General features: G+C 61.8%; 19 protein-coding genes. 9 read left to right on the top strand and 10 right to left on the bottom strand.

The features are described from left to right. Positions 1-4: 4 nt before the first annotated feature. The 8 genes from tssH to AC0L27_RS29020 form a co-directional block, all read right to left on the bottom strand. Complete coding sequence (gene tssH / locus AC0L27_RS29055; protein WP_473321125.1) at positions 5-2,644, bottom strand: type VI secretion system ATPase TssH; 2,640 nt, start codon at positions 2,642-2,644, stop codon at positions 5-7. A gap of 98 nt (positions 2,645-2,742) precedes the next feature. Then, positions 2,743-3,807 (bottom strand): type VI secretion system baseplate subunit TssG, encoded by a 1,065-nt coding sequence (tssG, locus tag AC0L27_RS29050; protein ID WP_275170265.1) that lies wholly within the window; start codon positions 3,805-3,807, stop codon positions 2,743-2,745. Then, complete coding sequence (gene tssF, locus AC0L27_RS29045; RefSeq protein WP_275170266.1) at positions 3,771-5,732, bottom strand: type VI secretion system baseplate subunit TssF; 1,962 nt, start codon at positions 5,730-5,732, stop codon at positions 3,771-3,773. Before tssF ends, tssG begins: the two co-directional genes overlap by 37 nt. 1 nt (position 5,733) lies before the next feature. Further along, positions 5,734-6,240: a type VI secretion system baseplate subunit TssE gene (tssE, locus tag AC0L27_RS29040; RefSeq protein ID WP_275170665.1), complete on the bottom strand. Its 507-nt coding sequence runs from the start codon at positions 6,238-6,240 to the stop codon at positions 5,734-5,736. Between the two features lie 223 nt (positions 6,241-6,463). Further along, on the bottom strand, positions 6,464-6,949 hold the full coding sequence (locus AC0L27_RS29035) for an Hcp family type VI secretion system effector (protein ID WP_275170267.1): 486 nt from the start codon (positions 6,947-6,949) through the stop codon (positions 6,464-6,466). A 49-nt stretch (positions 6,950-6,998) separates the two neighbouring features. Continuing rightward, complete coding sequence (gene tssC / locus AC0L27_RS29030) at positions 6,999-8,501, bottom strand: type VI secretion system contractile sheath large subunit (protein WP_473321123.1); 1,503 nt, start codon at positions 8,499-8,501, stop codon at positions 6,999-7,001. 24 nt (positions 8,502-8,525) lie between these two features. Continuing rightward, on the bottom strand, positions 8,526-9,053 hold the full coding sequence (gene tssB / locus AC0L27_RS29025) for a type VI secretion system contractile sheath small subunit (protein ID WP_211397493.1): 528 nt from the start codon (positions 9,051-9,053) through the stop codon (positions 8,526-8,528). A gap of 122 nt (positions 9,054-9,175) precedes the next feature. Further along, entirely contained in the window at positions 9,176-10,492 is a 1,317-nt protein-coding gene (locus AC0L27_RS29020) for a type VI secretion system protein TssA (RefSeq protein ID WP_473321120.1), read from the bottom strand. A gap of 330 nt (positions 10,493-10,822) precedes the next feature. On the opposite strand from AC0L27_RS29020, the gene AC0L27_RS29015 reads away from it, so the two are divergent. From AC0L27_RS29015 to AC0L27_RS28975, 9 genes are read left to right on the top strand one after another with little or no spacing between them, the layout of a single operon-like run. Then, positions 10,823-12,691, top strand: a complete 1,869-nt coding sequence (locus tag AC0L27_RS29015) for a type VI secretion system Vgr family protein (RefSeq protein WP_473321196.1) — start codon at positions 10,823-10,825, stop codon at positions 12,689-12,691. 56 nt (positions 12,692-12,747) lie between these two features. Next, positions 12,748-13,260, top strand: coding sequence for a DUF6931 family protein (locus AC0L27_RS29010; RefSeq protein ID WP_473321118.1), 513 nt, complete (start codon positions 12,748-12,750; stop codon positions 13,258-13,260). 12 nt (positions 13,261-13,272) lie between these two features. After that, positions 13,273-14,640, top strand: coding sequence for a type VI secretion system-associated FHA domain protein TagH (gene tagH, locus AC0L27_RS29005; protein WP_473321116.1), 1,368 nt, complete (start codon positions 13,273-13,275; stop codon positions 14,638-14,640). Positions 14,641-14,688: 48 nt separating this feature from the next. After that, a complete protein-coding gene (gene tssK, locus AC0L27_RS29000; RefSeq protein WP_275170272.1) occupies positions 14,689-16,026 on the top strand; it encodes a type VI secretion system baseplate subunit TssK in 1,338 nt (445 codons plus the stop codon). After that, on the top strand, positions 16,023-17,552 hold the full coding sequence (gene tssL, locus AC0L27_RS28995) for a type VI secretion system protein TssL, long form (RefSeq protein WP_275170273.1): 1,530 nt from the start codon (positions 16,023-16,025) through the stop codon (positions 17,550-17,552). Before tssK ends, tssL begins: the two co-directional genes overlap by 4 nt. 41 nt (positions 17,553-17,593) lie before the next feature. Then, on the top strand, positions 17,594-21,133 hold the full coding sequence (tssM, locus tag AC0L27_RS28990) for a type VI secretion system membrane subunit TssM (RefSeq protein ID WP_275170274.1): 3,540 nt from the start codon (positions 17,594-17,596) through the stop codon (positions 21,131-21,133). After that, complete coding sequence (gene tagF / locus AC0L27_RS28985) at positions 21,130-21,831, top strand: type VI secretion system-associated protein TagF (RefSeq protein WP_342761039.1); 702 nt, start codon at positions 21,130-21,132, stop codon at positions 21,829-21,831. Before tssM ends, tagF begins: the two co-directional genes overlap by 4 nt. Positions 21,832-21,837: 6 nt before the next feature. After that, the gene (locus AC0L27_RS28980) at positions 21,838-22,614 is read left to right on the top strand and encodes a PP2C family protein-serine/threonine phosphatase (RefSeq protein ID WP_473321113.1); all 777 of its coding nucleotides are present in this window, start codon (positions 21,838-21,840) and stop codon (positions 22,612-22,614) included. Next, positions 22,611-24,416 (top strand): serine/threonine-protein kinase, encoded by a 1,806-nt coding sequence (locus AC0L27_RS28975; protein WP_473321110.1) that lies wholly within the window; start codon positions 22,611-22,613, stop codon positions 24,414-24,416. Before AC0L27_RS28980 ends, AC0L27_RS28975 begins: the two co-directional genes overlap by 4 nt. A 111-nt stretch (positions 24,417-24,527) precedes the next feature. On the opposite strand, the gene AC0L27_RS28970 is transcribed toward AC0L27_RS28975, so the two are convergent. Together AC0L27_RS28970 and AC0L27_RS28965 are read right to left on the bottom strand one after the other, a co-directional pair. Continuing rightward, on the bottom strand, positions 24,528-25,556 hold the full coding sequence (locus AC0L27_RS28970; protein ID WP_275170278.1) for a DUF4424 domain-containing protein: 1,029 nt from the start codon (positions 25,554-25,556) through the stop codon (positions 24,528-24,530). A 51-nt stretch (positions 25,557-25,607) separates the two neighbouring features. After that, positions 25,608-25,889, bottom strand: coding sequence for a hypothetical protein (locus AC0L27_RS28965; RefSeq protein ID WP_275170279.1), 282 nt, complete (start codon positions 25,887-25,889; stop codon positions 25,608-25,610). Positions 25,890-25,975: the final 86 nt, after the last annotated feature.

The raw sequence follows: 25,975 nt of genomic DNA, 5'->3' as shown, positions 1-25,975 counted from the left end.
GTGCTCAGTTCCACGAATATGCGAACTTGTCGTTCGCGATTGAGACGCGCGTCTGCTTGATCTCTTCCTTGGCAAGTGATTTTCTCAGGAACTCGCGCGACAGCTCCGGCAGCAATGTGTTGGCGATGATGTTGTCGATCATGCGCCCGCCGGAATCCGGATCGTTGCAGCTTGACACGATGTGCTCAACGACGGTGTCGTCGTAGCTGAAGGCCGCGTTGTGATTATCGCGTAGCCGACGGCCGATGCGGTCGAGCTGCAGCCGGACGATGCCGCCGAGCATCTCGTCCGAGAGCGGGAAGTAGGGGATCGAGACGATACGCCCGAGCAAAGCCGCCGGAAATACCTTGAGCAGTTCCGGCCTGAGCATTTTCGCGAGCTCTTCCGGTTCATTGCGGTACTTTGGATCGCGGGACAGCCCCATGATCAGATCGGTACCGACATTGGTCGTCAGGATGATCAAGGTGTTCTTGAAGTCGATCCGTCGTCCGTTGCCGTCCTCCATGACTCCCTTGTCGAACACCTGGAAGAAGATCTCATGGACGTCGGGATGGGCCTTCTCCACCTCGTCGAGCAGGATGACGCTGTATGGCTTGCGCCGGACCGCCTCGGTGAGGCGGCCGCCTTCTCCGTAGCCGACGTAACCGGGAGGTGCTCCCTTCAGGGTCGAGACGGTATGCGCCTCCTGGAACTCCGACATGTTGATCGTGATCATGTTCTGCTCGCCGCCGTAGAGCGTCTCGGCAAGCGCTAACGCGGTCTCGGTCTTTCCGACGCCGGATGGTCCGGCCAGCATGAAAACGCCGATCGGCTTCGACGGGTTGTCCAGCTTGGCGCGGCTGGTCTCGATACGTCTGGCGATCATCGTCAGCCCGTGGGACTGGCCGACGACGCGGCGGTTGAGGATCTCCGGTAGCTTGAGCACGGTTTCGATCTCGTCCCGCATCATCCGACCAACCGGGATGCCGGTCCAGTCGGACACGACGGACGCTACCGACTGCTGGTCCACATGGGCATAGACCATCCGTTTTTCCGGATTGATCCCCTCCAGCGTCTCGAATTTGCCGCGCAGCTCCGCTCGTTTTGCATCTGAATCTTGATCTTCCTTGGGCTCGGACAGGATGTCACGAATGCTGCGGATGTCCTTGACGAGCTCCTGCTCCTTGGCCCAGTCGGCCTCCAGCGCGGTTAGCTTTTCTTTCAACGCGGCGATATCGCTGTCGATCGTAGCGACGCGCTCGCCGTCCTCGATGCCCAGATCGCGGTCGCTGACCAGCGCGGATTTCTCAGCTTCGCGAGCCGTGATCGCGACACGCGTGTCCTCGATCAGGGCCGGCGTGGCGCTCTGGCTGATCGCCACGCGGGCCGAGGCGGTATCGAGCAGGCTGACGGCCTTGTCCGGCAGCTGTCGGGAGGGAATGTAGCGGTGCGAGAGGTTGACGGCTGCAATGATTGCGGCGTCGGAAATGCGGACACCGTGGTGCTTTTCCATTGGGCCAAGAAGGCCGCGCAGCATCACGCAACAGGTCTCGACATCCGGTTCGTCGATCTGGATCGGCTGGAAGCGTCGCGCGAGCGCCGGGTCCTTCTCGATGTACTGGCGATACTCTGCCCAGGTTGTAGCTGCGATCGTGCGCAGCGTGCCACGGGCGAGTGGAGGTTTCAGGAGGTTTGCCGCATCGCCGGTGCCGGCTGCACCGCCGGCGCCAATCAAGGTATGGGCTTCGTCGATGAAAAGGATGACCGGGGTGGGCGAGCTCTGCACCTCGTCGATCACCGAGCGCAGCCGCTGCTCGAACTCGCCCTTCATCGAGGCGCCGGCCTGCATCAAGCCGATGTCGAGGGCGCAGAGCCGGACATTGCGCAGCGGCGGCGGCACGTCCCCGGCGGCGATGCGTTGCGCGAATCCTTCCACCACCGCCGTCTTGCCGACGCCGGCTTCGCCGGTAAGAATCGGATTATTTTGCCGCCTTCGCATCAGAACGTCTATCAACTGGCGAATCTCTTCGTCCCGCCCCAGGATCGGGTCCATCTCGCCCGATTTGGCCTTCGCTGTGAGATCCTGCGAGAAACGGTCGAGCGGTGTCGTGCCTTTCGGGCTGGTCTGATCCGCGCCGTCCGTGCCAGCGCCTACAAGACCCGAGCCGTCCATGGGCCGCATGGTCTCCTCGTCGGAGCCGGCCCAGATGGCGCGACGCTCGGCGGCCAATGCTTCGACGTTGACCTTGGCGAATTCCTGGGAGAGGTTGTTCAGCGCGCGACGGATGTCGTTCGACTTCAGCCCAGCCACGAGCAGGTGGCCGGTGCGGATCTGGGTTTCGCCGAAAAAGAGCGTGGCGTAGTGCCAGCCACGATCGAGGAGATCGATGACCGGATTGGCGATACCCGGCATGTCTGTTTCGTTCTTCCGAAAGCCGTTGATCGCGCCGGCAAGTTCCGACAGCAACCGCCCCCGGTCGAGCTTGTAATGGTCCACCGAGAGGCTTACGTCTGTGCGCTCCTGCTGCAGGATATGAAACAGCCAGTGCGCAAGCTCGACGTTGCGGTTCCCGGCGCTCTTGGCATGGCGAAGAGCCTGTATGAAGGCGTCGTAACCGGCGCGGTTCAGTTTGCCCGTTACGGCTTCAATACTGATGTCGGTCACGGCGGCCCCTCCTGCTCAATTGCTCCGCCGATGTTTGACACCCAACGGAAATTGGCGCGAATCCCATGACATTGGGACGATCGGCGCGGTCGATAGGTTCAAATTGCCGAGGCATCGGCTGCGGCGTTCCGGCGGGCTCGCAGGCGCTCCCCGAGCTGAAAGCGGGCATCGCGGCGATATTCTTCAGTGGAGGTCCAGTTCGGGGAGACCCAGGTGGTCCATCCAAGCCGTCCGCTCTGCCCTAGTCTGACGGGGACGACCTCTCCTGCTGGAATGGCGAGCTCGACCTCCCACTCCAGTTCGTCGCCAACGTAGAAGAAAACGGCGTCGGCCAGCGGCTCCGACAAGTTGCGCGCTTCGGTCGGCAGGAACTGCTCGTACTGGACAAAATTCTTGACGAAGACCCGAACCCTGATCTTGTCTTCGACGCTGAACACGCGTGAGCCGAGAAGCGCGTCCCGACCGAGGCTGGCATGCGCCTCGCCGAGCCGGCTGCAGTGACTTGGATCGAACGCAAGCCAAGTGCCGACAAACTCGTCGATCTCGACCTTGACGTCGAACAGTCCCTGCAAGAACCGCGTCAGCCGTGACGCACATTTCGTCCTCGGGGCGACCAGTCCGACGAAGCTGAGCTTCGCCATGTCGGGTACGGTGTCCCGATTGGCGAAAACGTCTGAGCCGAGGCCGGCGAAGGAGCCGACATAGGCGATGAAGCGATCATCCGCGGGACGGTCGTGCTGCGCGATCGGCCGGGCGTCGGCCCAGGCACGAAAGAAGAGCTGCAGGAACCGGCCGTTGAGCAGGTCAAGAAAGCGCGGGAAGGCGTCGTCCCGCATCAGCCACCAGCTCAGACTTTCATCGGTCGTGGCAAGTGGCAGCGCACCTTGCGGACCCAGGAGGCCGAGAAACTTGACGAGGATTCTGAGCCGGCCATTCTGGTCGTCGACTACGGCAAGATTAGAGGCAGGGAACTCGAGGTAGGGCACTTGGCCGAGATCGACGTACTCCTCGCGGCGGGCGGCGCTGTCACCGATCCGAGGTCGATCCGGATTGGCTCGCTCGAGCTGACGCAGGGTATTGAAGAAATCGAACCGCCAGGGTTCGGTCTTCATCTGGTCGATCAGCGTCACAGTGGTCTCCGCGTGCCCATGCGCGGTGGCCACCGCATGATCTCGCCACGCTCCGGCGTCGAGACGATCGTTTGGGTGAAGGTGTTGAAGCCTGAATAGTCGGCGAAGAAGCGCTCCAGCACAGCTCCGAGCAGGAACACGCCGCTCCCCTCGAACGCCTTCTCGTCAAGTGTGACAGTGATCTCCAGGCCGCGCGCGGCACCGCTCCCGGTGCGCTCCCGCACCCGTCGCACGACGGGCCGGCTTTCGATGCTGCGCACGCCCCGGATCTTGCGTTCGGTGGCGTCGTCGTACTGGTCGGCAAACAGGGACAGCATCTCGCGTAGCGCTCCTGCGTTCTTGCCGCCGTTGCGCTCGACGAGGCCGAGATAGTTCAGGCTCAGCATGTTGATCAGCCGCCAACTGACGATCCCGCTGTTGGCGATTTCGCTGCGACTGCGCAACTGGGCGACCACCGGCTCGCGCGGCCGGGTTGGACCAGCAACGCACACCAGGTCGAGGGACGTGTCGTCCAGCAGGTGGAAGTCGGCGCCGCTCGCGCCGACCGGCAGGTGCTCAGTGAGGTGCCGATTGGAACACAGCGCTCGGACGCTGAGCTCGGCGGCCGAGTTCTGCCCGTTCAATTCGCCGGGCTCGAGCAGCGATAGAAACATGTCCGTCCCGGTGTAATCGGAAGATGAGCCGTACGTCTTCTCTTCCACCGTGCGGCGCCGGGGCAGGCGGCGGACGGTGAAGTAAAGCCCCTGTGCGCTGGTTTGGTCGACGCTTGCCGAATACAGCGGGCGTACCAGCCGCTTGTCCTTCTCCGCCGGGAAATGCGCGTAGACTTCGAGGACCTGGTGCGGCTCGTATTCGAGATAGCGACTGCGATCCGGCACCACGTGATATTCGTGGGTGTTCGACTTGACGGGGATTCGATCACTCGTCTTCTCGAACAGATTGATCGCCGGTGCGGTGTAGAGCCTGAAGCTATCGGAACGCACCGCGGCGGCGAGCCGAGAATTGTGTTCATCGAAGGCGAAGACGATATCGATCGACTTGCTGCGCAGGCGCGGCATCACGCTGCGGAGTCCGGTCAAGTGAACGCCAAGGAACTTGCGCGGAAACATGAAATATTCCCGGAGCAGCTCTGAGCCGCGAAAGACGCGGTTGTCGTGCGGAAACAGCGACTCGGTTTCGTCGAAACCGATCTGCTGCACGCAGTCGTGCGGTGCGCGCGTCACCACCGGATCGCCGAAATCGTCGAGATGTCGGAAGTAGACGCCCTTGCAATTCGATATCAGTTGTTCGTAGAGCGCTATGCCATCTGATTCCGCACCGACGAGATAGATCGGGAGCTCGCTCATGCGGCAGCCCGCAAACCAGGTTTCCGGCTTTGTCCGAGCCTCTGCATCCGACAGTTCCTCGTCAACCTGGGCCGCGGTGCGGTGGGTCAACGACAGCCTGAGTCCGGCGATGACGTCGCCTCCGACCGGGATTCCGAGTGCCTGCAGCGCGCCCGCCGTCGAGAAGTATTCGGCGCCTGTGATGTCGAACGGCCAGAGCGTGATATCGCGGCAAAGTCGAAATCGGCAGGCGAGGCTTCGCTCTCTCTCGCGGTAGGTGGCGTCGAAATAGGCGCCGCGCGCGATCTTTTTGCCGTCGCGCAGCGCCGGGTCGGCATAGGGCGGTCCTGCTGCGACCAGCATGGCCGACGGGGTAGGGGCAAGGTAGTTCGGAACCAGCTGTTCCAGCAGATTCGAGGTGAATTCCGGAAATTCGTGCTTTAGCTTCAACTGGACACGGGCGGCAAGAAACGCCGCGCCTTCCAGTAGCCCGGTGATCATCGGATCCGAGCGGTCTCTGATCAGGCCGCCCAGGCGTTCAGCGATGCCGGGATACTCCTCGGCGAAATCTCCTGCCTGCTCGTACAGCAGGGACAATTCGCGATTGTAGAAGTCCAGGAATTCGCGATTCATGCTAAAGTCGGTTGATCTGGATATCGCCGCTGTCGAGCTCGACGTCGGCGACGAATTCCACGGGAACGTTGAGCGGTTCAGCTTTCAGATCGGCGTGAACGATGAAGCGCAGCTTGAGCTGCTCGGGTCCGATCGAGGCGTCGCGGCGGACCCGGATTGTCTTGCGATCGAGCCTTGGTTCATAATTGAGCAGTGTGGTGCGCAGCGAGTTGCTGAGCTCGTCGTCCGTGACCTCGTCGATCGAACGATTGGCGATGTCGGGAAAGCCATAGTTCAGAATCGACGTTCGTACGCAATCCCGGCCGCTCATGTCTAGCGTCGATTCGAGAGCGATCGTATTGAGGAGCGTTTCGACGTCATGGGAGACCTCGCGCCGGAGGAGTGCCTCCGAGATCGGATGGCGTCCTGTGCTGCGCCGGCCTGCGATAATCCGTTCACCGGACTGATCGCGCAGATCGAGCTTCTTGCGCGCATCACGCGCTTCATGCGCCGCGCGAAAGGCGAGCATCAGCGGCGGAGAGAGCCGATCCTTTTTTGGCGTAAGCGTCAATCTGGTCCCCATGACGTTCGGCGCCTATGCCGCTTCGAAGGCGGCAATCGGCGTCGCACTTGACGTATCGTGGCCAGGCACCCGGCCGTAACCGGGGCCATTCGAAGGATGCAATTTGGGATATCGCCGCATGGCGCCGGTGACCGCTATTGGCAACCGGCGCCAGGCGAGGGGCCGAAGATCATGCCCATTCCTTGTTGGCAGGAACGTCCCAGCCGAAGGTCGGCGAGGCGCCGGCGGCACCCTTGTCCGTCTGGGTCTTGTAGGTCATCTTGACCTTGGCGAAGTTCAGACTCACGTTTTCGGTTAGGCGCTCTTCGCCGTGCGATCCGCCGGTCGACACGCTGGAGACCAGGACGTGCTTCATCTCGATCTTCAGATACTCCAGCGGGTTCTCGCCAGCCTTGCGCACAGTCAGGATCGCCGTTTCGATGTGCTTTCCGTTCGCGCAGACCTTAAACAATTCCGGGGTGGCCTTGTCCACGAAGTGCGTGAAGTGGAGATCCTGGATGTTGACCTTGCCGGCGCCGCCTCCGGATCCGCTGTGGAATGTACCGGCCTGGCTTTCGCCGAACGACCAGCTCAATACATCAATCTCGTCCTTGTGCTTGTCATCCAGCGACTCGCCCTTGATGGGATCGAGTTTCAAGAAAATATCGACAGCCATAGCTTAGTCCTCTCAAAAATCTGCAATTGACAGTTGCGATGATGTGGCGTCAGGAGCTCGGGCCTGGTAGGCGCGACACAAGACTGAGGCCGACGTCCATCGCTTCGAGTTGGAAGTGTGGACGGAGAAAGAAGCGTGCGTTGTAATATCCCGGGTTCTCCTCGTTTGCTATGACCTCGACCTTCGCTGCGGCCAGCGGCTTGCGCGCTTTCTGAGCTTCTGACGATAGGGCTGGGTTGGCATCAACGTACTCGTTGATCCAGGTTTGCAGCCAGACCGTCAGCTCATCCTTTTCCTTCATGGATCCGATCTTGTCGCGAACCATGCACTTCAGATAGTGCGCAAAGCGGGACACTGCGAACATGTAGGGCAGACGTGACGACAGGTTGTCAGACGCGGTTGCATCCACGCCTTTCTCGCCGAAATACTTCTTCGGCTTGTAGAGCGACTGCGCACCGATGAAAGCCGCCTTGTCGGTGTTCTTGCGATGGATCAGCGGGATCAAACCCGCCTTGGCGAGTTCATGCTCGCGACGATCGCTGATCGCGATCTCGGTTGGACATTTCAGGTCCACGCCGCCGTCGTCGGTCGGGAAAGTGTGCGTGGGCAGGTTGATGACCTCGCCGCCGGACTGAACACCGCGGATGCGGGTGCACCAGCCGAACTCCTTGAAGGCGCGATTGATGTTGACAGCCATCGCGTAGGAGGCGTTGATCCAACCGTACTTGTCGCCGGTATGCCCGTCGGTTTCTTCCTCGAAGGCGAATTCTTCCACCGGCTCCGACTTAGCGCCGTAGGGAAGGCGACCCAGCACTCGCGGCATGCAAAGGCCGAGATAGCGCGAGTCATCCTGATCGCGGAGACCTTTCCAGGCCGCGTATTCCGGCGTGTCGAACACCTTGCCGATGTCGCGGGGATTGGACAACTCGGTCCATGAATCCATGCCCATCAGCGTGGGCTCGGCTCCGGCGAAGAAGGGAGCGTGCGCGGCGCCGGCGACCTTGCTGAGATCACGCATCAACTGCACGTCGGTCGGCAGATGACTGAAATAGTAGTCGCCGATCAAGCAGCCGAACGGCTCGCCGCCTAACTGGCCGAATTCGTACTCGTAGACCTGCTTGAACAGCGGGCTCTGGTCCCAGCGGGCGTCTGGATATAGCCGCAGGTTGCGATAGAGCTCGGTCTTGGAGATATTCATCACGCGAATCTTGAGATTGGCGTCCGTCTCGGAATTGAAGACGAGGTAATGCAGGCCGCGCCAGGCGCTTTCGATCGCTTGGAACTCGGGCGCATGAAGAATCTCGTTCATCTGCGCGGTGAGCTTCTGGTCGATCCGCGCGATCATCTCCTCGATGGTGTCGAGGACATCCGACTTGATGACGCTCGTGTCCTTCAACGCCTCCTGAACGAGCGTGGATACCGCATTCTCGACTTCGGTCGCAGCGCGTTCCGTGCGGGGCTTGAAGCTCTGCTTGAGTAGGTTCGCAAACTCGTCGGCCTCGGCGGTCCCGACCTGAGTGACGTTCGCCTTTTGACCAGCTTCTTTTGCCATGGTCCCCAGTCCTTCTCTTTATTTCTATTTCTCGGCGTCGGGTTCGGTCGGTTGGCTCGCTGTCCGTTCTTTCAGCGCGGCCATCAGCTGCGGATCGCTAAGGAGCTTCTTCAGCTGATCCTCGGCAGCCACCTTGCCGTCCATGTAGCGGAGCAGGTTGGCGAGCTGTTCGCGGGCCTCCAGCAGCTTGGCCGTGGCTGGAACCTGTCGGGCGACCGCTACGGGTGAGAAGTCGGCCATCTTGTTGAAGCGCAGGCTGACGGAAATCTTCTCGTCGGCCGCTTCGCTTAGGCGGTTGGCCACGCGGGCTGTCACCCCGGGCTGGATGGCCGCCATGCGGTTGTCGAAATTGTCCATGTCGAATTCGAGGAACTTGCGCTCCTCGACCTTGGGTTTCTCCACGCCAGCGTTGTTGCCGGAAAGGTCGGAAAGGACGCCCATCACGAACGGCAACTCGATCAGCCGCTCAGCGTCGTAGGGATCTTCGTAAGTGATGTGAACGCGCGGTGCGCGGTTACGACGGATGAATTTTTGACCGCTGTCGGTAGCCATGGTTCCCCTCTTTGCGAAATCATTGAGAAGCCGGTTTGCCGCGACGCAGGTTACAAGAGCAGCTCAACTTGCGGTCGGCAAAATCTGTATGTCCTGTTAGTGACGTCGAGCGAAATGCGGGTTCAATACGATTTGTCGATTGTCTTGAGCGCGCCCTCGGGCAGGACGTCATTCAAAAGGCTGAGAAAGTCTCGCTGTGCCAGTTCGCGCGCGCGGTCGACCAAAAAGGGAATAGGGCTCGACGGTTCTGCGGTCCGGAAAAATGCGGCCACTTTGGCCAGCATGCCCAAGGCCTGTGCTCTATTTTCTGCAGAGAAAACAGTATCTTGAACTTCGCTCTCGATCCCGGACGAGGATGGGGTGGCAAGCTCCGCCATCCGTTCGATGGGCAGGTCGAAGAACTTGTCTCGCCCGATATTGATCGCGGCGCTCTCTACGTGGGCGGGCACCAGCATTCGCATCACTTCGATAAAAGATTTACCAACCATCTCCTGCGCCTGACGCACCAGCAGCAGGGCGGGATTCGACGGTTCCATTCGGGCGAAATAGTCCGCGGCGGCGGCAAGTGCCGCGGTGGCCTGCCCCGACGACGCCAGCGCACCGGTTGCCTCAATCGGGTGTTGCGTGTCGGATAGTTCAGCGTCGTCTGACGGCGCAGCCACAACGGCGCTCGGGTCACGCTCCGCGACGAGACCCGCAAGCCAGGCGGCCATGCCATTGACGACGCCGGAGACCCTGTCGAGGCTGATGGGTTGCCCCGAGTTCAACTTTTCGTGCCAGATCGTCTTGATGCCTGCAATTTCGGCAGCGACTGCCGAACAACGTGCACTCACCGCCCTCAGGGTCTCGAGATCTGTGTCGTCAATGATCCGCTCGATCATTGCAAGATCGGGACCGTCAGTGTCGGCGCCACCAGCGGGAATTTCTCCCTTGGCAACCTGATAGGCACGGTAGTTGAGGGTCCCCTGTCTGCGATTTTCGATCAGCGGCAGGAATTGGAGGGGATTGATCACGGTCGGAAACACGTCGATCGCTTCGATCGTGACTGCGCGAAGAGCGTAGTCGCCGTCTTCGGCCCTCGGATGTACAGCTTCCCACTGCTCCCTAAGCAACGTGGTCGTCGCCTTCAGGCAATTGAGAAAGCCGTCAAGATCCCGGTTGAGGATGGAGAACTTGGCCAGCAGCATGTTCAAACGCAGATCGCGGGTGCGCGCCAGAAGAGGTCGTGCGGCCGCAAACTGGCCCGCGACGTCGATGGCCTTCGGATCGAAGCGCCCGCGATCTCCATTGGCGTTGACCACCTCGAAGTACGACATCGGAAGCAGCGATTCCGCACCTGCGAAGAAGTTGAGGTACTGAACGTCCCCACTTGCGTCGAGATCGGGCCCGCAGGGATCGTCCGCGGCTACGGGCTGGGTCAAGGAGGCGACGTCGAGCATGATCGTCCATCTGCTGGGCCCCCGCCGAACCCCGTGACGTACCCTGGAGCGCGGGAGGGACTATGATCCGATTGTCTTATGGGTCAGATGCCTGGCGGTCCCGGTTCATTCCCGGTGATCATGACAGTTTCGCGTGAACCAGCAAGCTCTTGGAGGCGACTACTTGAAGGCCTGGGTGGTTCTGTACGGCTGCTGTGGCGCGTTAGGATGCCAACCCCGGACGGACTTACCGGCCTGCCAGCAGCGGCCAGATGTCCGTGGTTCTTGCATGACCGTCTGATCTGCTCTTTGGAGCCGATCATGCGGCCGACGAGGGAGTTTAACGCCCACATGGGCCAGCTTACCCAAGATACCCGCCTCTGCGAGCTCAAGACGCCACTCGGCAAGGACGTTCTGGTTTTCGTCGGATACGAGGCTTCGGAAGGTCTCAGCGAACTCTTCGAGTATCGTATCGAATGTCTCAGTGAGGACGCCGATCTCGACTTCGACCGCGCAATCGGTCAGCAGTGCACGCTGAAGATAAAGCTTCATGAGAAGGAGCGCGAGTTCAGCGGCATTCTCACCGAAGCGCAATGGCTTGGGGTGAAGAACGACTATTTCAGCTACAGAATCGTGCTTCGGCCCTGGTTATGGCTGCTATCGCGAACCACCGATTGCCGGATATTCCAGGACAAGAAGGCGCCCGACATCATCAAGGAGGTCTTCAACGATCGCGGCTTCACCGACTACGAATCGAAGCTGACCGAGGAAGGTTCCTGTCCGAAGCTCGAATATTGCGTTCAGTACCGCGAAACCGATCTGAATTTCGTTTGCCGATTGATGGAGCAGCACGGCATCTACTACTTCTTCAAGCACGAGGGCGGCAAGCACACGCTGGTACTGGCGGACTCAAAATCGTCGCACAGTCCGATCAATGGACTCGCCTCGATCCCATACATACCGCTGACGGGTGCCGACCGGCGAGGCGAGCAACACATCTACGAATGGGTCTCGGAGCGCAGGTTTCGGACCGGCAAGGTCGAGCTCAACGATTACAATTACCAGAAGCCCAACGCGCAGATGATCAGCGACGCCAAGGGCAACGAGCATTACTCCCGATCAGAAATGGAATTTTACGACTATCCGGGGAAGTTCAAGGAAAAATCCGACGGCGAGCGCTACGCGAAGATCCAGCTTCAGTCCGAGCAAGCCATGGACCGGCGGCGCCGCGGCAACGGTGATGCAGTCAACCTGTTCCCCGGTGGATTGACTAAACTCGAGAAGCATCACAAGGACTCGCAGAACGTCGAATATCTGGTGGTACGAGCCACCCATTCGTTCTCGATCGAATCTTACCGCACGGGTGGTCCCAGCGACGCCGGTCAGCACGTCTATTTCGGGAGCTACGAGTTCTTGCCGAGCGACCGTCCGTTCCGGGCGCCGATGTTGACGCCGAAGCCAAGGATTAATGGTGTCCAGACCGCCAAGGTGGTAACCAAGGACGACAATTCGAGCGAGGAGATCGACGTCGAAAACCTCGGCGAAATCTATGTACGGTTTTTCTGGGACCGGAAGAAAAAGCGGTCTTGCCGGTTGCGCGTTGCTCAGGTCTGGTCCGGCAAGAAATGGGGCGGTCAGATCATTCCGCGCGTCGGACAGGAAGTGGTCGTCGAATTTCTGGAAGGCGATCCGGACCGGCCCCTGATCATCGGCACCGTCTATAACGACGAGTACAAGCTGCCCTATGACCTGCCGTCTAAGAAGACGATCGCGGGATTGAAGTCCGATTCGACCAAGGGCGGCGGCGGCTACAATGAGTGGAATTTCGAGGACAAGAAGGGCTCCGAGAAGATCACGGTGCATGCCGAGAAAGACCATGACGTGACGGTCCGCGATACCGAGACGCGGACCATCGGCGAAGCCGCGCTCGGCGGCGACACCCGCAAGACGACCCTCGTCAATGGCAACGACAAGCTCGATATCGAGTTGGGCGGTCAGCATATCAGTATGGCGATGGATCAGTCGGTCACCGCAGGCCTAACCATCACGCTCATGGCCAGCGTCAACATCACGCTGCAGGTCGGCCCCAGCCAGATTATCCTGACGCCTGGGGGCATCGTCATCAACGCGCCGACCATCGCGATGACGGCGCAGGGAGCCATGGCGCTAACAGCCGGGGGCCCGCTGGGTGCCCACGGCCTGCCAACCCTTGTCGGTTGAGTGCTATGAGCCAAGTTAGGTTCGGTGCGGTGCGGGATCTCTTTCAGGCCTACCCAATGGCGCGCCATGACGTCGGCAGGGCCGAGCCCGACATGCCTTCACTCGATTTCCTGCAGGACGCCACCGATGCGTGCAATTGGAACGGGGCCGTCTCCTTCTGCGCTTATCTGCTGCCCCGGCGCGTCGCCGTTGCCTGGGGATGCCGCTCGTTACGGCGGATGTTCGACCATTTCGATGCCAACGACGCCAGGTCGCTGAACTACGTCGATGCCTGGGTCAGGCAGCCCGACGAGCAGTCCCGGAACAAGGCGTTGGCCGTCGGCAACGCCAACGATCCGGAACAGCCGGCGACATGGCTTGCGCTGGCGGCCGGATGGTCTGGCGGAAGCGTGGTCCCGGCGGAATTTGCGCCGGTCGAGGCCAAGCCCGATCAAGCTGCACGCGCGGTACGCGCGGCCCTGCTGATCGCCCTTTGCCGGCTCCCCCGCGAGTCCCGGGACCGGATAATGACGGCATGCCTAGAGGATGGTATTCAGTTGGCACGCGGCGAACCGCGCCCGCCGCGCTAACGAGACGAAGAGATGGTGCTTCGCTTCAATATCGAGAACGAATCGAACCTTCCGGACGGTGGCCCTGTATCATTTACGGTCACCGGCAGGCGCTCGGTCGATATTGGCCGTGACCGTCATCTTGACTGGACGTTGCCTGATCCGGCTCGGACGATCTCCGGAAAGCATTGCGAGGTGCATTTTCGCGATGGCGGCTATTGGCTGCATGACGTCTCGACGAACGGCACCTTTCTCAATGGCGCCGACCAGCGAATGCGGGCACCGCACCGGCTGCGTGACGGAGACCGGCTCACCATTGGCCACTACATCATCGGGGTTTCACTGGAGGATGAGGCGGGCGGGCATCCGCAGGACCGCGAGGCACAGCAGCACGTTCCTCTCGTCCAGCAAAATGCCGATTATCAGGAATTGTGGGCGGCCGATCGCGACGTACCGCCGCCCATCGATCCGCAGCAATTGAAGAAGCCGCGCGAGGCGGCGCGACCCGTCAATCCGGAGTTTCTGGATTGGGCGGCGAGCGTCCCGTCGCCGGGCGTGGATCCCTTTCGACGACCACCGCCGACGTCGCCGTACCTGTCTTCCGCGCAGGACGACATGAGCTGGGCCGACGGCCCGGTCGCCGCACCGAAAGCCCCCATCGAACCGCCGCCCGCGATGCCGACCCCGCGCCGGCCCTCGGTGTGGGCCGATGCTGAAGCGGCGCCCGTCCAGCCGCCGCCACCGCCATATGTCGAGCCGTCGCGACCGGCGCAGGCGATGGACGAAACGCCGGCGCCCGCCATGACGGCCGGCGGTGCCGACTTCGCGCGGCTGGTGGCACGCGCCGCCGGATTGCCCGACAATTTCTTTGCCAACACGACCGATGCCGAGCTCGCCGGACAGCTTGGTAGCATCTTGCGCATGACCGTGGACAATCTGATGGCGCTGCTGCAAGCGCGAACTCAGGCCAAGCAGCTGACGCGCAGCACCAGCCAGACCACCGTTCAGGCGATTGAGAACAACCCGCTGAAATTCTCGCCGACCTCGGAAGATGCAATGCGGATTTTGTTCGGGCCCAAGACGAGGAGCTATCTCGACGCGCAACGCGCCTTTGCGCAGGGTTTCAGCGACCTCAAATCACATCAGTTGAAGACGTACATGGCGATGCAGCACGCCGTTCACGAGCTCATCACCGGCATCGATCCGACCCTCATTGCGCGCGAGCTCGAGCTTCAGCGCGGGGCCAAATCCTGGCTCGGTTCGAACAAGAGCAAATTGTGGGATGAGTTCATGACGCGCTGGAAGGCGCATCTCGGCCGCGACAACAGCGCGCCGATCGATACCTTTATGCTGTATTTCTCCGACTATTACGACCGCTCCGACAAAAGCGGTGCAAAGTGAACTAGCGGCGGCCGTCCGGTCGCCGACATTGCTAATGTGGATGTAGGAATGTCTTGGTACAGCAAGGTTTTCTGGTCGGAAGGTCTGTTTCTGCGGCCGCACCATTTGCAGCAGAATGATCGCTATGTCGAGCACTTGCTGGAAAAGCGCGTTCGTTACACGACGCCATACCCTTGGGGATTTGCCCAGCTCGAGATCAACACGGACCTCACTGAACAGAGTAAATTTGCGGTGCGCAACGCCTCCGGCGTCATGCCAGATGGCACGCCATTCGACATCCCAGCGGACAGCCCGATCCCGGACGCGATAGAGGTGCCGGATTCGGCTGCCGGCCAGATCGTTTGGTTGATGATGCCCGTCGCCGCACCGAACACGCGCGAAGTGGACGAAGATCGGACCGACAGCGCCAGCCGCTATGTTCGCACTTCGGAGACTTTCATCGACTCGACCTCCACGCTGCGCATCGAGGAAGAGATCGACATCGCCTATCCGCGGTTGTCATTCGAATTGCGCAAGACCAGCAAGCCAGGATACATGGGCCTCGGCATCGCGCGCATTCTGGAGGTGCGTGACAAGAACGTGCTGTTCGATGACAAGTTCGTGCCGCCGATGCTGGTCTGCGCCGCACATCCGATCATCGAGGGCTGGCTCAATCGCATCATCGGCTGGGTCGAGACCAAGCTCGATGAGCTCGCACGCTACGCGGTCGATCCATCGTCCGGAGGCGGATTGCAGAGCGTGGACTATCTGGTGCTGCAGGTCCTCAACCGCACCATTCCCGTGCTGACCCATTTTCAGCGCTCCGGAAGTATTCATCCCGAACGGCTGTACGAGGAGTTGCTGAGGTTCGCCGGTGAGCTTGCGACGTTTGCCACGCCGGAACGCCGCGCACGCAACTATCGGGCATACGATCATGATGACCTCGAAAACATTTTCACCCCCTTGGTAAGCGACATCCAGGACTTCCTGAGCGCGCGGCTTGGCCGGCGGGCGATCCGCCTTGAGATCATCGAGCGTGCACAGAATGCATTCGTGTCGCCGATCCGCGATCGGGCGCTATTCCGGAATGCGACCTTGGTGCTCGAAGTTGCGGCACGGCGGCCGCTCGTGGAAATCCAGAACGATTTCCCGCATCTGTTCAAGGTCGGCCCGAACACCAAGATGAACGAGATCGTGCACGCCAACTTGCCGGGGTTGACGTTGGTGCACTTGCCGACCCCGCCGCCGCACATCCGGGCCATCACCGATCACGTCTATTTCTATCTCGATCGCAAGTCGCCGCTGTGGCCCGAGTTCAGCACGGCGGCCTCGATCGGGATGCACTTCTCCGGCGACTGGCCGGAGCTTGAACTGTACCTTTGGGCGATCCTGGAAGATAGGCCATGAGCGACAGGGACAAGCCGGTCAATCCATTCGGTCGGGGGGAGCGGACGATCATCCGTCCCAATCCCGGCGGGAAATTGCCGCCGGCGCCTGCCGCCCAGCCGCCGGCGGGAGAAGGGCCTGCGGCACGCCCTGCCTATTCGCCGTCGCCCGTGCCGTCTCCCGGCGCCGCACCGTCGTCATCGTTTTCCCCGGTTCCGCAAGGCCCGAGCTACGCCGCCGCACCAACCAGCCACCCGTCGGAGGAATGGATATCGACCCCGACGCAACCCTCCGCGCAGCAAGCGATGCTGCCGCCCGGACCGCCTCTGCGCGTCGACGATCTGGTCGCGCCGAACGCCAATCCGGTGATGCGCGCCGCAGGGCCCTTGCTGCAACTGCTAGGCCGCTTGCGGGTGGCGCTTATGCGCGCTTCATTCGCAAGTCTGATGGAACAAGTGGCCGATGCCATAAAATTCTTCGAGAAGGACATCCGTTCGGCGGGCATCTCCGAGCACCAGGCCAATACGGCAAAATATATCCTGTGCGCCACCGCCGACGATATCGTGCAGCATATCCCGACCGAGGAGCGCCACGTCTGGACGCAATACTCGATGTTGAGCCGGTTCTTCGGCGAGCGGGTGGGCGGTGTCCGCTTCTTCGAGATCCTTGACCATTTGAAGGTTGATCCGCTGGTCAATTATCCGGTGCTCGAATTGCAGCATGCCTGCCTCGCGCTCGGCTTCCAGGGCATTCACCGCACATCGACGGGTGGGCTCGCCAACCTACAGGTGATCCAGCGCAACCTGTATGAAACGCTGCGCCGGGTCCGTCCCAAGACGATGAGCGACCTGTCGCCGAACTGGCGGGGGCAGGCGCTGGCGGCTCGCCGGCAGCGCCTCCGTGTTCCGGTTTGGCTGGTAGCGGCCGTGGCCGCCGCGCTGCTGACGGGCTCTTATTTCGTCTTGCGCACACTGCTGGCCGGCCGGTCAGAGAATGCCGCCGAGGTGGCGCTGGCCCTGCATCCAACTGATCCGATCGAGCTCAAACGCAAGGTGATCGCGCCGCCGCCGCCATCACCACCGCCTCCGCCACCACAGCCGGACCGCATCACCCAGTTGCAGCGCATCCGCAACGCGCTCGCCAAGGAGAATACCGCCTGCGCCATGACCGCGGACCAGACCGCGAGCTTCATCGTGATCAGGGTCTGTGACCTCGCACTGTTCTCGTCGGGCCAGGCCACCATCCTCGACGGCTTCAAGCCGATTGCGGTCCGGGTCGCTGCAACCCTCGACAAGGAGCCGGGGCGAATCCGGGTTGTCGGCCATACCGACAGTTCGCCGATCCGCACCGTGCGCTTCCCGTCGAACTTCGAATTGTCGGTCGAGCGCTCCAAGGCGGTCGCCGCGGCGCTGAAGCCCGGCCTGACGGATGGTTCGCGTGTCGACGTCGAGGGCAAGGGCGCGGACGCGCCGATCGCTCCCAACACGACACCTGAAGGACGCGCCAAGAACCGGCGTGTCGAAATCTTTATTGAACGCAGCGAATAGCTGCCACCACAGCTCACGCTGTTTGCGACAGGTACCGGTCAATGCTCGCCAAGGATATTATCCGCATCATTCTTTACGGAGTTGGGCTCAGCTCGCTCGGCTGCGTGATCTATTTCGCCGGTCCCTTCATCGCATTTGGCGACTGGCACCCACTCGAGAACCACATTATCCGCCAGATCGCAATTCTGCTGCTCACCACGGCGGCGGCTGGCATCGGCGGCTTCAGCTACTTCAAGCGACGCAAGAACGCCGAGAAGATCGCCGACGGGATCAGCGCGTCCGATCAGCCTGTCAGCGACGAACCGGTGCTCAAAGAGCGCATGAAGGATGCGCTCGTGACGCTGAAGACCGCAAGCGGAAACAAGTCGGGCTACCTCTACGATCTGCCCTGGTACGTCATCATCGGGCCACCCGGCGCCGGCAAGACCACAGCGCTGGTGAATTCCGGGCTCAAATTTCCGCTTGCACGCGGGGCAACGCCGGCGGCGATCGCGGGGGTCGGCGGTACACGCTACTGCGATTGGTGGTTTACCGAAGAGGCCGTGCTGATCGACACCGCCGGCCGCTACACGACCCAGGACTCCAACAGCAAGGCTGACAAGGAAAGCTGGCTGGCTTTTCTCGACATCCTGAAAAAAAGCAGGTCGCGCCAGCCGATCAACGGCGTTCTCGTCGCCATCAGTGTCGAGGATGTGCTGATGCTGCCGAAGCAGGAACTCGCGCTTCACGCCGACGCCGTCAGGATGCGCCTGCTCGAACTGCATCAGAGGCTCAAGGTCAGCTTCCCGGTCTATGCCCTCTTCACCAAAACCGATCTGGTCGCCGGCTTCACCGAATATTTCGCCTATCTCGGCGAGGCCGGTCGCCGTCAGGTCTGGGGCGCCACGTTCCAGACCGCCGACAAGACCCAGAATCTGGTGGGACAGATTCCGGTCGAGTTTGACCGTCTGCTGGAGCGCCTGAGCGAGGAGACGCTTGATCGTCTGCAGGACGAACCGACGCCGCAACACCGCGTCCAATTGTTTGGTTTCCCCGCGCAGATGGCGCGCCTCAAGCCCCAGATCCACGACTTCCTCAACCAGATATTCGAGCCGACGCGCTATCACGTTAATGCGAACCTGCGCGGGTTCTACTTCACCTCGGGTACCCAGCAGGGGACGCCGATCGACCAGTTGATCGGGTCGCTTGCGCGCACGTTCGGCGCCGAGGAGGTCGGTTCCGGATCCTATTCAGGAACGGGCAAGAGCTACTTCCTTGCCGATCTCATTTCCAAAGTCATCATCGGTGAGGCTGACTGGGTCTCGACTGATCGTGCTGCGGTCCGCCGCGCGCTGATCATCAAGACCGCGGCGCTGTCCTTGATCGGCCTTGTCTCGATCGGGCTGATCGCGGCGTGGTTGACGAGCTACAAGCGCAATTCCGACCTGATCGAGCAGAGCCTGCAGGCGGACAGCGAATATGCAGCCGCCGGGGCGCCGCTCATCAAGCAGACGCTGATCGACGACCACGATCTCGACAAGGTGTTGCCGCTGCTCTATCGGCTGCGCAACGCGCCCGCAGGCTACGGATTGCGCAACGAGGCGGTGCCCCTGTCGGCCCGCTACGGCCTCAGCCAGCATCGACGCCTGCTGTCGCCCTCCAAGGCCGCCTATCACGCCGCGCTCGAACGCATGTTCCGGCCGCGCCTGCTGTATCGCCTGGAGGAGCAGCTCAATGCGCGCATCAACGAGCCCGCGTTCGTTTACGAGGCGCTCAAGGTCTACCTGATGCTCGGCGGCCTGCAGTCGCCGGACCGCGAGCTGATCCGCTCCTGGATGCAGCGCGACTGGCAGGACAACCTCTATCCCGGTGCAACCAACGCGGAGGGACGGCGCCTGCTCGATGAGAATCTCACCGCGATGTTCGACCTCGAGACGGAGCAGCCGCCGCTTGTCCAGCTCGACGGCCGGCTGATCAAGCAGGCGCAGAACTCGCTCGCGCGCCTCAGCGTGTCGCAGCGCGCGTACGAGTTCCTGAAATCCGAGGCGCGGTCATCAACCGCAGGCGACTGGATCGCCGCCCGGCGCGGTGGTCCTGATATGGCCATCGTGTTCGAAACTACGACGGGGCAGCGTCTGGACGCTGTGCGGGTGCCCCAGTTCTTTACGTATAGCGGCTTCGAGCAAAACTTTGTCGCGAAACTGCCGGGATTGTCGGAGCGTATGAAGAAGGAGCGCTGGGTGCTGGGCGATGCCGGCCAGCAATCGGCCATCGACCAGCAGTACGACAAACTCGCCGGCGACCTCTTGAATATTTATTCCAACGAATTTGTCACGACGTGGCGAACCGCACTGGGCAGCTTGCGTCTGAAAAAACTGCTCGCCGACAAGCCGAAATATGAGGTGCTGAGGGCTCTTTCCGCGCCAACCTCACCGATGCGGCAAATCCTGGAATCGGTGCGCGACGAGACGGTGCTGACCAAGGAGCGGCCGAAGCCGGCGAACGCAGCGGCGCCTGCCGCGGCCGCGCCGGCACCGGCTCTTTTCACCAACGCCCAGGATGGACCGCCCGGGGCGACAATCGAAGCGCAGTTCAAGCCCTATCATGCGGTGCTGGAAGGCGACAGCACGCACCGTCCGATCGACTCGACCATCGCCAACCTGAACGATATTGCGCAGAACCTGACGCTGATGATCGAGAATCCACAATTGACCGCGCAGGCGACCGCTTCGCTTCAGACCCAGGTCGCAGCCCTGCGCAATAATGCCTCCCGCATGCCGCCGCCGTTCTCCGACATGTTGCGCGCGGCGGCTGCCGAGTTTGAAGGCAACATCGCGGCCTCGACGGCCGGACAGATTCTGCAGACCTTGCGCGATCAGGTCACGCCGGTCTGCCAGCAGACGGTGAGCAATCGCTACCCGTTCGTCCGCGGTAGCAATCAAGAGGTTCCGCTCGCCGACTTTGCCAAGGTGTTCAGTCCGAACGGCGTCATGGACAAGTTTTTTACCCAGTACCTCGCGCCTTACGCCGACACCTCGAAATCGGACTGGGCTTGGCGAAAGGAAAGTCCCGTCGGACGATCGTTCTCCTCCGACACGCTGAAGCAGTTCCAGAATGCGGCCTATATCCGTGATGCTTTCTTCCAGACCGGCGGCAGCGTGCCTGCAGTATCGTTCGCGATCCGGCCGCCGGGCGCATCCGGACCCGGCGTGACGGTGAAGACGGAGATCGGCGGTACTACAATAGCGAGCCCGATCACGCCGGGCGCGCCGACCGCCTCGCCGATGTTCGGCGGCGCGCAACCTCCGCCACCGCAACCGCAAAGCAACCCACCGACCACCGTGCTCTGGCCGGGCCCATCGCCGCGAACCGCGATTTCGGTGAGCAACGATACCGGAGCGCCATCCATTCTCGAGCGCATCGGCCCCTGGTCGTTGTTCCGGATGCTGGAGGCGGGCTCTTTGGCTGTGAAGGCGGAAAGCGCCAGTGCGACTTTCATCGTCGCCGGGCGGGAGCTCAACTATCAGATTTCGACCGGATCGTTGCGCAATCCCCTCAACCTGTCCGTGCTCCGCGAGTTTCGTTGCCCGACCGGAATATGACCATGCGTTGCGGACTATTCGGCAAGATCGGCGCCAAACGCGATTTCATCGCGATCGCAACGCCGCGCAGCTTCCTGGAAGCCTGGGAGCCGTGGGTGCAGGCTGGGCTGTCTGCAAGTCGCCATCAGCTTGGCTCGGGCTGGCAGCAGGCCTTCCTCACTGCGCCGGTGTGGCGCTTCTGGCTCGGCGCGGCGATCTGCGGCACCACGGTGACAGGGGCAATCATGCCTTCGCTCGATGGGGTGGGACGATACTATCCGTTGACGCTGCATGCGGTGAGCGACGAGATCGCCTTGTTGCCCCCGCCAGGCATCGACCCGCAGGATGAATGGTTCGCCAAGGCGGAGGCCTTTCTGCTCTCGACCCTGGACCGCGCCGCAACGTTCGAGCAGATCTCGGATTCGCTGGATCGTCTTTCGCTGCCGCGACTACAGCCATCGCTCTCCAATGGATCGGACGTGACCGCATTGGGCGCAACGGGGGTGGCAGCGCTTTCAGACGTCGGCGCGTTCGCCCAGTCGTTCACCACGCTTGCTGCCGCAAATCCGCAGATTCATGCCGCTGCCAGTTTCTGGTGGACCGCCGGTGGGGAAGGCTTTCCGTCAATGGCGCTGGCTTGTCGCGGATTGCCGGATCCGTTTCACTATTCCACACTGCTGACCGGCGATCTCGGCCGTACAGAATCCGGGACCGGGTGACGCGCGATGGTACAAGTCGCATCCTTGTTCGATGTTGGCAGCGTCACCCATGCAGGACGGGTGCGGACGCGTAACGAAGATTCCTGCCTGGTCCGGACCGATGTCGGCATGTGGGCGGTCGCAGACGGCATGGGGGGCCACGAGGCCGGCGATCTCGCGAGCCGCATCGTGGTGCAGTCGCTCGATGCAATAGGCATGACGGATTCCGCCGCCGACTTTCTGGCGGAGTGCGAGGAGCGGCTGTTCCGGGCGAACCAGGAGATACTGACGCTCAGCCGGGAACGGCAGGGCGCAACCGTCGGCACCACGGCGGCGGTTCTGCTCGTGCGCGACGGCTATTATGCCTGTATATGGGCAGGCGACAGCCGGGTGTACCTGATCAACCGCAGCGGCATCAACCAGGTGTCTCATGATCACAGCGAGCTGGAGGAACTGATTGCCGGCGGTGCGGTGTCGCGCGAGGACGTCAAGGACTGGCCGAGCAATGCGATCACCCGGGCAGTCGGCGTCGCCGACGATCCGGAGTTCGAGGTCGTGACAGGTCCGGCCGAGCCGGAAGATGTCTTTGTGATCTGCAGCGACGGCCTGACCAGGCATGTGCAGGACGACGAGATCCTGCAGTATGCAGCCATGCAGCGCGCGCAGGCGGCTTGCGATGATATGCTTGCTTTGGCTCTGGACCGAGGAGGGCTCGACAACGTGACGATCGTAGTGGTGCGGCTGCTGACGCCTCGATCCTCGGAGCCGACGAGAACGCCCCTGGATCGGGAGCCGCAAGCATGAACTCCAACGATCCGTTCCGGTCGAACTATCGCGGTGTGCCGCCCGGCACCCGGCTCAACGGCATCTACGAGATCGAAGCGGTGATCGGTGCGGGCGGGATGGGCGAGGTCTACAAGTGCCGTGAGATCCAGACCGGATCGCCGGTTGCCGTGAAGATGCTGTTGCCCGACATGGTCGAAAACGAGGCGGCGCTTGCGCTGTTCCGGCGCGAGGCGGCGGCACTCCACAATCTTCCGCACGATGCGATCGTTCGCTATTTCCTGTTCACGGTAGAGCCTGTGCTGCAGCGGCCATATCTCGCGATGGAGTTCGTGAACGGCCGGTCGCTGTCGAACATGCTCGACGAAGGCCCGTTGACCTTCGAGGCGCTGGTGAAGCTGATGCAGCGTGTCGCGTCCGGGCTGGATGCCGCCCACGAGCATGGCATCATCCATCGCGACGTCTCTCCGGACAACATCATCGTCCCGCTCGATGATGTGAGGCGCGCCAAGATCATCGATTTCGGTATCGCGCGATCGACCCAGATGGGTGAAAAGACTATTATCGGCTCAGGCTTTGCCGGCAAGGACAATTACGCGTCGCCGGAACAGGTCGGGCTGTACGGCAATGAGGTGACCGCCAAATCCGACGTCTACAGCTTTGGCCTCGTGCTGTTTCATGCGCTGACGGGACAGAAGCTCGACATGGGCGGGAGCCAGTTTCAGCTGGTTGAGAAGCGCCGGCGCGTACCCGATCTCGGTGCGGTAGACATGCGCATCAGGCCTTTGCTGGAGCAGATGCTGCAGCCCGATCCGGCGTTGCGTCCAACCATGGCGGAAGTCGCCAGCTGGACGCCGACCGGTTTGGCTCGCACATCCACCGCACCGTTGTCCGGCTTCGATCCGCTGGCGCGGCCCGAAAGTGCCGCGCAGGTGCGACAGGACATGGCGCCATCGACCGCTCCAAGGCGGCGCACCCCCTGGCTCGGTGTGAGCGTGGCAGCGGTGTTGCTTGTGCTCGGCGGGGGCGGGTATGCTTTATTCGAGCTGGTCCGGTCGGCGCCCGGCGTGCCCACTTTGCCGCCGCCTCCGAAGCTTGCGGGAACGATGTCGCCGACGAAGGCTGAACCCCCGCCAAAGCCCGAACGTCAGGAGACGGCGAAGCTGTCGCCACCGCCGACGGGGACACCCACTCAGCCCAGCGATGGGCCGGCTCGAGCCGACCGCATCCGCAAATACGTGGCCCAATATTCCGGCGGCGACTGCTTCTTCATCTTGCCGGTTGCGGTTAGTCAGACCGCCGCGGTGATCGAAGGTTTTGGTGCTTCGACGGCTCCGTTCGATACGTTCGACAAAGCTTTCAGGCGGGACCAGGGATTTGAGGCGTCAGTTGGTGTCAGGCAGGTGACCGAGGCACAGTGCCCCGCCGTCAAGTTCCTGAGCCAGCTCGGGAGCGATCAGACGCGGGTGCCGCGCATCACCTTGTCGGCGACGGAGCTAAAGGGAGGCGAAACCCTCAATGGCACCATCGAGAACTTCGCGAACCGCGTAGTGGAGCTGCTCATGGTTTCGGACCGCGGCGAGGTGCAGAGCTTGTCCTACCTTTTGAAGCCGGGGATCGACTCGCTTTCGTTCACACTCCCGGCACCGCGCGCGAACGGTCCGCAACTGCTGCTGGCTGTGGCCACGCCAAAGGTTCTTGACTCGTTGCGCCAGCCGCGACCGACAGCCGCTGATACATTCTTCCTGCAGGCGTTGAGCGATTCCCAGCGCAACCATGTGGCGATCACCGCGGCGGCACGCTACGTGTTGCTCACGAACTGATCAGCGCGCCCAGAGCATGATCCGGGAAAAGTTTGAAGCAGTTTTCCGCTGGGATCATGCTCAATCGACAAGCTAAAGCGCGATGGCAGTTCGTCCCAATATGATCGCGGATTAGAATTTTCCGATCACCAGGATCTTCAGGTCGGTATCCGGTTTGAAGTCGCCTGCCGTATATTCAGGCGTGCCCCCCGCAGACGATGCCTTGAGCCGTCCTTGACAGAAGCTGACCAGGCGGTCGCTGCCGCCGGCTTCGATGGTCAGCTTGAACGATCGGATCGGACCTGCCCAGTTGGCGCCGGTCTTCAGCACGTATGATATGCGCCGCTCCTGCAGCTTCGCGCTATTGGCCTGGCCGTCGCCTGCGCGCTTATCAAGCTCGGCGAGGAATGCATCCGTGACGCAATATTCCTTCCGATAACGCGCGACCTCCGGGCTAAGCGCGCTGCTGCGGCGCAGGCTCGCGCGCAGGATAGTGTCTGCGCTGGAGCCGACGCTCGGCCGGTACTGATGTTCAACGACGACGGTGCGCGCGGGCGGGAACACCTGCTGACGCACGGCGGAGGTCCTGGTGACCCAGCCGGGTGCATATTGCTGCCGACCGTTGTCGCTCATGCCGGCAGGCATCAAGAGCCCATCGTCCACCAGCCGCGTCCGGATTGTTGCGGGCAGGTCGGCTACCCGGATCTCCCGGCTGCCGATGGGCAGCAGCGGCAGCTTGAACTGGCGGAGCTGCGCGCTGACATCCTTGTCGCCGATCATGGCGCGCTGATCGATGGTCAGCGGCGCCGGGCTGCCGTCGACCTTGGTCTCGAAGTCGACGAAGTTCACCGGGTCGTTCGACGGCAGAGCAATATTGTCGGCTTCCGACAGGTCGATGTCGGGCAGCGGAAAGGCCACAGTCAGCGTAACCGGCTTATTGGTGATGTTGGCGAACTGATACCGAACGCTGACCTTGTCGAGAGCGATACGCAGATCCTCGCTCTCCATGGCCACATCGTTGGTGCGAACGAACTGCAGCCCGCCAATCGACAATTCGGCAGCCGAGTCGTTGGCCCGTGCCGGCCAAGCGGTTGCAACCATCAACGCGGCCATCAGGGCCAGCGGCCGGAACGAAGGCCGGGGCGGTGGTTCATTCACCATGCTAGTCTCCATATGGCGTGGCAACGTCTGCCGGTTCCGCCCGGCAATGGATTAGTCGAGGGCCTGGTAAAGCTCGCCCCATTCGGACTTCCAGACGCCGTCCGGATCCCACACCACGATCGCGAGCTTGACGTCATTGGCAAGCCGGATCGCGCCGCGAAAGGCATCTTGGGCAGGCAACGGGGCGCTGACCTGGTCATTTGACAGCCGCCCGCCGCTTGCAGCGGCCGGCATCACGACCGATCCAGTGGCGCTGTCATTGTCGCCTTTCAGGACCAGCGTGATGGCGTCGGGCTGGACTTCGTTGACCTGTTCAAATCTATTCCTTGTCATGGATTTGCACCGCAAGCTGAAGAATTCGGACTATCACCGTCCAGTGATAGAATTGAACGGGATCGAGATTGGTCACCACTAATTGA

This window comes from Bradyrhizobium sp. Ken51 (assembly GCF_055807435.1).
This window is presented reverse-complemented; position numbering and strand designations above follow the sequence as displayed.

Bases quoted from the DNA above. Each gene is read 5' to 3' on its own strand.
- AC0L27_RS29020 (WP_473321120.1), bottom strand. From the start codon at position 10,492: ATGCTCGACGTCGCCTCCTTGACCCAGCCCGTAGCCGCGGACGATCCC.
- tssL (WP_275170273.1), top strand. From the start codon at position 16,023: ATGAGCGACAGGGACAAGCCGGTCAATCCATTCGGTCGGGGGGAGCGG.
- tagF (WP_342761039.1), top strand. From the start codon at position 21,130: ATGACCATGCGTTGCGGACTATTCGGCAAGATCGGCGCCAAACGCGAT.
- tssB (WP_211397493.1), bottom strand. From the start codon at position 9,053: ATGGCTACCGACAGCGGTCAAAAATTCATCCGTCGTAACCGCGCACCG.
- tagH (WP_473321116.1), top strand. From the start codon at position 13,273: ATGGTGCTTCGCTTCAATATCGAGAACGAATCGAACCTTCCGGACGGT.
- AC0L27_RS28975 (WP_473321110.1), top strand. From the start codon at position 22,611: ATGAACTCCAACGATCCGTTCCGGTCGAACTATCGCGGTGTGCCGCCC.
- tssM (WP_275170274.1), top strand. From the start codon at position 17,594: ATGCTCGCCAAGGATATTATCCGCATCATTCTTTACGGAGTTGGGCTC.
- tssF (WP_275170266.1), bottom strand. From the start codon at position 5,732: ATGAATCGCGAATTCCTGGACTTCTACAATCGCGAATTGTCCCTGCTG.
- AC0L27_RS28965 (WP_275170279.1), bottom strand. From the start codon at position 25,889: ATGACAAGGAATAGATTTGAACAGGTCAACGAAGTCCAGCCCGACGCC.
- tssC (WP_473321123.1), bottom strand. From the start codon at position 8,501: ATGGCAAAAGAAGCTGGTCAAAAGGCGAACGTCACTCAGGTCGGGACC.
- AC0L27_RS29015 (WP_473321196.1), top strand. From the start codon at position 10,823: ATGGGCCAGCTTACCCAAGATACCCGCCTCTGCGAGCTCAAGACGCCA.
- AC0L27_RS28980 (WP_473321113.1), top strand. From the start codon at position 21,838: ATGGTACAAGTCGCATCCTTGTTCGATGTTGGCAGCGTCACCCATGCA.
- tssE (WP_275170665.1), bottom strand. From the start codon at position 6,240: ATGCTCGCCTTTCGCGCGGCGCATGAAGCGCGTGATGCGCGCAAGAAG.
- AC0L27_RS28970 (WP_275170278.1), bottom strand. From the start codon at position 25,556: ATGGTGAATGAACCACCGCCCCGGCCTTCGTTCCGGCCGCTGGCCCTG.
- AC0L27_RS29035 (WP_275170267.1), bottom strand. From the start codon at position 6,949: ATGGCTGTCGATATTTTCTTGAAACTCGATCCCATCAAGGGCGAGTCG.
- AC0L27_RS29010 (WP_473321118.1), top strand. From the start codon at position 12,748: ATGGCGCGCCATGACGTCGGCAGGGCCGAGCCCGACATGCCTTCACTC.
- tssK (WP_275170272.1), top strand. From the start codon at position 14,689: ATGTCTTGGTACAGCAAGGTTTTCTGGTCGGAAGGTCTGTTTCTGCGG.